Source organism: Bradyrhizobium sp. 87 (assembly GCF_023073015.1).
In the GTDB taxonomy this organism is placed as follows: Bacteria; Pseudomonadota; Alphaproteobacteria; order Rhizobiales; family Xanthobacteraceae; genus Bradyrhizobium; species Bradyrhizobium canariense_D.
Window position 1 is genome coordinate 1 of the sequence record NZ_JADPIQ010000078.1, and the last position, 5689, is coordinate 5689.

6 protein-coding genes and 2 pseudogenes are annotated in these 5689 nt (G+C 64.9%); 1 reads left to right on the top strand and 7 read right to left on the bottom strand.

The genetic code is table 11. The features are described 5' to 3' along the window. From IVB50_RS18695 to IVB50_RS18720, 6 genes and pseudogenes are all read right to left on the bottom strand, one after another. A partial coding sequence (locus IVB50_RS18695) for an ArdC-like ssDNA-binding domain-containing protein (RefSeq protein WP_247296894.1) occupies positions 1 to 722 on the bottom strand: 722 nt, incomplete at its 3' end. A 336-nt stretch (positions 723 to 1058) separates the two neighbouring features. Next, positions 1059 to 1646, bottom strand: a complete 588-nt coding sequence (locus tag IVB50_RS18700; protein WP_162479009.1) for a hypothetical protein — start codon at positions 1644 to 1646, stop codon at positions 1059 to 1061. A 396-nt stretch (positions 1647 to 2042) separates the two neighbouring features. Further along, positions 2043 to 2456 (bottom strand): hypothetical protein, encoded by a 414-nt coding sequence (locus tag IVB50_RS18705; protein WP_247296895.1) that lies wholly within the window; start codon positions 2454 to 2456, stop codon positions 2043 to 2045. Then, positions 2453 to 3043 (bottom strand): annotated as a pseudogene (locus tag IVB50_RS18710) (hypothetical protein); the annotation flags it as partial. The pseudogene IVB50_RS18710 and the gene IVB50_RS18705, both read right to left, overlap by 4 nt. A gap of 94 nt (positions 3044 to 3137) precedes the next feature. Then, positions 3138 to 4020: pseudogene (locus IVB50_RS18715) on the bottom strand (DUF3991 and toprim domain-containing protein). 207 nt (positions 4021 to 4227) lie between these two features. Beyond that, a complete protein-coding gene (locus tag IVB50_RS18720) occupies positions 4228 to 4473 on the bottom strand; it encodes a hypothetical protein (protein WP_247296898.1) in 246 nt (81 codons plus the stop codon). Between the two features lie 573 nt (positions 4474 to 5046). Here IVB50_RS18720 and IVB50_RS18725 point away from each other — a divergent pair. Next, positions 5047 to 5304, top strand: a complete 258-nt coding sequence (locus tag IVB50_RS18725; RefSeq protein ID WP_247296896.1) for a WGR domain-containing protein — start codon at positions 5047 to 5049, stop codon at positions 5302 to 5304. 142 nt (positions 5305 to 5446) lie between these two features. Here the strand turns inward: IVB50_RS18725 and IVB50_RS18730 are convergent. Next, positions 5447 to 5689: transposase (locus IVB50_RS18730; RefSeq protein WP_247296897.1), on the bottom strand; the 243-nt coding region annotated here is incomplete at its 5' end.

A 5689-nucleotide genomic window follows, 5' to 3' on the forward strand; every position in this document is an offset into this window, starting at 1 on the left:
AGGGCTCTGATTATGCCGAACAGCCGCATGGCCAACACCGGGATGTCCAGCCTCCAACAGAGGCCATGCGGCATAATCTGGATCGCGGCATTATGCACGCATTCATGCGCGAGCGTGGCGGCATAGCTCTCGGCGTCACGAAAACTTTCGAACAGCGGCATCTGGATGATGTCGAGCGATGGTGCGAAGAAAGCCTTGTCACCGCCATGCCGGATGGTCGCGCCGGTGTTGGCGAAGAAGGCGTCCACATGCGCGATGCGCTGCGCCGGCGCGATGGTCGGCCCGGGGCGCCCGTAATAGTGATCCGGCAGGTCGTCGATCTGATCGACGCAAAACACGGTATAGGCGCGCAGGAACGGAACGGTCCGTTCGGCGTCGTCGCCATGCTCGTCGGTCTCGGTCTTGGTGATCCTGTTGGCGTAGACCACCATCGTTCCGCTCTCGCCCTTGCGGATATGGCCGCCGAGCTCGAGTGATTGCTTGAACGTCATCCAGATCGATGACGTGAAGCCGCGCGCGACCGCTTCCGACCACAGCAGCACGACGTTAATGCCCTGGTAGGGCATGCCGTTGTGACGCAGCGGGCGCGTGATGCGCCCAGCCGCGTTGGCCGCATTCCACGGCTTGACCCACGGACGCACACCGCGCTGCAGGTCTGCGACGACGCGATCGGTGATCCGCGCATAGATTTCGGCGCAGGGTTTGGTTTCCTTCCCAGTCATGATCCTAACCTCCGTTGGAGGCCGCGCCCGTCGCGGCCCGTCACGGCGGTCCGCTGCGAAGGCCTGCGGGGTCGCGCATCCGGTGACGCTGGTGGTCGGGGTGAGGGGAGAGACGCCGGACCGGAACGCAGTGGAGGACGGCAAAGCCGTTGCGCTGCCGCGCCGGCCGGAGCATCGACCGAAAGCCGGCACGGGCCGCGACCGGGGCTCCATCCCGGTTCATTTCTCTTTGCTCGTTGCGCCGTCGCGATGTGCGAGATGAAAACGGCCGGCCCGCAGGGGCCGGCCAACATCGGATCGTGAGAAAAAGGCCGGGCCGAAGCCCCGCCGGCGGCATCACCCGAATGCTGCCATCTGAACTTCGGCCGCCTTGCGGCTGACGGTCTCGCCGGGTTGTTCGGGCTGGCGCTCGAACGGCTTCCAGCTCTCGCCGACGACGTGCTCGTAGGCTGCGGCGGCGCCTTCGGCCGCCATGCGCAGTGCGTGTGCCTGAACGGCGACCTCGGCGGCGAATTCGCGCTTGCGCTGGGCCGCGGATTCGAACCCGACAGGTCCGTCGAGATCCTCGTCGCGCGTGTCGTTAGCGAGCTTCGCCGTCGCCTCGCGCGCTTCGGTGACGGCGCGGCTGTAGAACTGGCCGGCGCCGTGGGCTGAGCCGACATAGGAGCCGACGATTCGCTGCAGGTGGATCTGCATGGCGCGTTCGTTGACGCCTTCGCCGAGCGCGTCGGCGGTCTCGCTGATGAGCCGCTGATGCAGGTCGCGGATGGCGTCGCTGTCGAGGACGGGGAGGCCGAAGCTCTCGGCGATGCGGGTGGCTTGGGCTGCGTCCGGGCAAACGAGCCGGACCATTTCGATGGTGGTGCCGCGGCGGAGCGGGACGATCCGGGCGTTGGTGCGAGGTGCGCGAGCGATCTTGGTCATGGTGAAGTCCTTTTCTGGTTTCGCCGTGGGGTTCGGTCCGGCGCCTGCCGGCTCTCCCCTCGGGTGCGGTCGCCCAGCGCCGCCGGGATGAGGGCCGCTTCAAGGTCCGGGCACCGCCAGGCGAGCAAGGTCCGGTTGCGGACAAGCAGGGTCCCCGCCTGCTGGGCCCTGCGCCGGACGCGGCCGGGCCTTGTCGAGATCGGCGGTCTCCGGTCGCTTGCGACTTGGCCTTGAAGCGGACCGCCGGGGGCGCAGACCGCAGCAAACCCGAGGGGAGAGGCGACAGGGCGGGGGCCGGGTTGGCGATGCCGGAAAGATTCACCCTGGCAGACCGCCGCCGCCGCGCCATGCTCGAGACGTTCGCCGAAACGAGCCGCGAATTCAGGCACGGTCCCGCTATGCCGCCGCGCCATGGCGCTTCACCGGGCGACACTCGGCCGGGCTGCGACAGTCGTCCGTACGATGGGTGCGCGCCGAGTCGTCACGAGCGGGTCGAGACATCGGCGCGTGTCGAGCCCGCAGCGCCTCGATCGTGGCATCCTGCCGCGCGAGCTTGCGCGAGAGGGCATCGATCTCCGGCTGGCGCTCTGCGGTGATCGCCGCAAGGTTCGAATGGTAGCGTTCGAGGAAAGCCCTCGGGTCAGGCGGCTTCTCGTGACGGAATCCGAACCGCTTGCGGCCAAGCTGCGGGATCAGCGTCGTCATGCGGCGGATGATCTGCCGGTCGATCATGTCGAGCTGGCGTTGCGTCTGGCGCCGAGCCTCCTCCATGCGCGAAAGCTGGTCGAGGCGTTCGGAGGAGGCCTTCATGGCGATCTTCTCCCTTGCCAGGCGACGAAGCTCGACGGTCCGGAATAGACTTGGTGGTGGGTGTCATCGACCACGAAGCCGAAGCGGCCCATTCGATACTCGTCGGACGGGACCAGAAAGCGCCGCTCCTCGGTGCCTGCACCGCGTCTGCCACCGGGCGTGGCGACAACTTCGACAAAGCCGGGCTGCTGGTCCGAGGCGGTCGCCGCCACGACGATCCAGTCGCCAGCATGCTCCTGCTCGAAGGCGCGCCGATCCTTCTCCCGGGATTCGCCAGGCTGGAGCACAGTCCCAAAGATCGCCTCCCACGCATCGGGCCAACTATCCCTAATCGTGCGCTCCGCACAGCGCCGCTCGTAACTCGTGAACAGATTCGGGAAGGTGATCGCCACGATCGACCAGCCCTCGTCCTCCTCGTACCAGCCACCGCGCGCGCGCAGCATTGAATGGACGCTGCGGTTGCGTTCGGCGGAAAGATGAAAGCCGCCGTGTCCTGCCGTCGAATGGCAGACGACGCCTTCCGCATAGACCGTCGCGCCCTGCGATGGGCCCCAAGGCGTGTTCGCTGTGGAGGCGATGTCGCGGCGGCGCCAGGGCGTCAGAGACCCCACTCATCTGAAGGCCTTGGCGCGGCCCCCACGCAGCCGGCGCGTCACCCTGGCGAGCCGCATCAGTTAGACGTCAGGCGCTCAAATCCTCATTCCAGTCGCCGGCGCGCGGCCGCAAACGGGCATACCCGGCACTTGCATCTGCGGCGATAGCACGAATTTGGTCGGCGTAGACCTCGCCTTGCCGATTGTTGTCGGTTGCTGCCACGAGCCAAGCGTTGGCGCGCTTGCCGAGGCCGCGGATGGCGTCATCGGTCGCGGGCGACCAACCGCCGCCGGTGCTGACATAAAGGGTGTCAGGCCGCAGGACCTCGATTGCGGCGAGGCTCATCGCATCTATGGCGGCCTCGGTGATACAGATCCGCTCGGCCCCCTCCGACCCGAAGCGAAAGAGCTCCTTGCTGCCGTCCGTGGCGAAGCCCCGCCACGACGGTCCACGCTCCTCCCAACCTGTGAGCGCTCCAGCAGAATTGCTGTGCGCCGGCCACATGCTGCCTAGGGGGCCCTCTCTCAACAGGTCGCTAGCGACCGTCTGCTTCACGATGTCCGCCGGCAGTCCGCGCTCGCCGGTAAGATAGCGCCAAGCTGGCGAGCCGGGCCGCAGCGTGACGCGATATCCCCACCGCTCTACAATCGACGCAAGGGCCTTGGCCCTTGCTGGGCGCTGCCACGCTGGTGCCGCAGGAACGAAGCCAACCACATCCGCAACACGGCCGCACCTCCACAAAACCACCAGCACCGAGGTGTTCGGCTAGCGAAAACACGTCCCCTTTCGCCGGCGACAATGGATCGAACCAGCCGCGGCCCTGGTGGATGACGATGATGATGTTGGTGTCGCGGCGATACTTGATCGCCCGCCGGGTGCTTTCCTTGACGTCGACCTTCCAGCCGTCTTTCTCGAGCAGGGCTGCGCAACCAACCTTTTTACGCAGCTCTTCAATTTCTTGCTTGTCCATTTATCTGCACCGGGTCGCGCACGCGACGTCCGGCCCCTCTTCTGTTGGTCTCACTTGTTCCTAGCCTTGCGGCACGTCCCCCCGACCGGCCGCGAAGCCTGCCGGAGGCAAGGGCGCGCGGACAAGCTGTCGAATTTGTCAGATAGCTGGGCGCGGCGAAGCTTCCCTTGCGGCCGGCATGGCGCCAGCGGCAGCCGATTACCCAGCTCAATGAGCCGGGCACCGGGGGTCGTATTCATGGACGATCGCGCCCTGGTCGCCGTCGTACTCGCTGGAGACCATCACGCCGAATTCGCTCTCAATCTTGAAAAGGATGACCGGCACCATCAGCGTGCGGGCCAGATCGAAGGCGTGGTTCTGAGCGAGGGTGAGATTGTGCGATATCAAGGGCTCCCGTCTTGCGGCGGGGACCACTCGACAGGCGCCGACGTGTTCGGGGGCGGCTGCGGTCACCTCGAAAGGCGAAGCCGGAGAGGTCGCACGCTTGCGTAGCGAACCCCTTGTGGGTTGATCGTGGAAGGCCGCGCCAGAACCAAGGAAAGCCCATTCGAGAGCGCGGTTGGTCCATCACCGAAAAGCATGGCGAGCCAGCGCGCACATCTTTCGTCCAGCGGACGCAGTGTTAGTCTGATTAACAGCGAGAACTGCCGCCGTCCTTCTGTAGGGAGCGAAAGTGGATTTGCCCACCTGGAGGTTGCTCTGCGAAAGGTCCGACGCGAATATACGGTAGCTTTCGATTACTCAGCAGCTGTCTTGTTCGGGGACCGGGCCGTTTCGCGTCAGGGATGGCGGCCCGTAAGGGGGAAGACCCGCTCGCGGGACTTCAGCGCAGCCTCCAGCCCGGCCCGCAGGGCGACGCCCACCTTCTTCTCAGTCAGAGGCGCACAACAGCCGACATATTTTCCGAGACCGGTGGCTGAGCACCCTCAATGGCTTTCATCACCGGTATTAAACTTCTGAATCGAGAGGCCTGATCGATTCGATAACTTAATTGGACGACGGTTTCGACAGGTGCGATTCTTGCGCATGTCCAAACTCACGGTGCCATACCTCGTGCTCCAACGTTGCGATCCGGCCCGCAATATGGCCAGGTTCTATGTCCTCACGATCGAACCGACTCTGTTCGGTGACACGGCGTTCGTGCGCGAATGGGGGCGTCTCGGCCAGCGCGGCTGCCGGCGGATGGATCTCTTTGCCGGGAGAGTCCAGGCCGTCGAAGCACTCGAGACTTGGCTGGTCCGCAAAGCACGCCGTGGTTATGTACCAAAGACTCCCGCGCCCTGAGTGCAGCGGCCCAGTATTCCCACCTGATTGAACCGTCGATCTTCGGAACTTCTTGCAAGCCGGACGGCTATTCTGCGCATTACGGGAGCAATCCCTGCCGAAGCGCGAGAGCCACAGCGTGCGGGAGGGTTAGGGTTCAGACTCAATTGATCCAATAAGCGACGAGAGCGGCGAGGTGGACGGCGGCCAAGAAGTTTCTGGCAAGTTTGTCGTAGCGAGTAGCAACACGCCTGAAATCCTTGAGCCGGCAGAAACAGCGCTCGATAACATTGCGCCCTTTATAGAGGCGCTTGCTGAAGCTGTGGAGGGTCACCCGGTTGGATTTGTTTGGAATGACGGGTTTCGCGCCGCGATTGACGATTTCGGCGCGAAAGCCGTCGCCAAG

Excerpts from the sequence above, each read along its gene's own strand:
- IVB50_RS18700 (WP_162479009.1), bottom strand. The coding sequence starts at position 1,646 with ATGACCAAGATCGCTCGCGCACCTCGCACCAACGCCCGGATCGTCCCG.
- IVB50_RS18705 (WP_247296895.1), bottom strand. The coding sequence starts at position 2,456 with ATGAAGGCCTCCTCCGAACGCCTCGACCAGCTTTCGCGCATGGAGGAG.
- IVB50_RS18725 (WP_247296896.1), top strand. The coding sequence starts at position 5,047 with ATGTCCAAACTCACGGTGCCATACCTCGTGCTCCAACGTTGCGATCCG.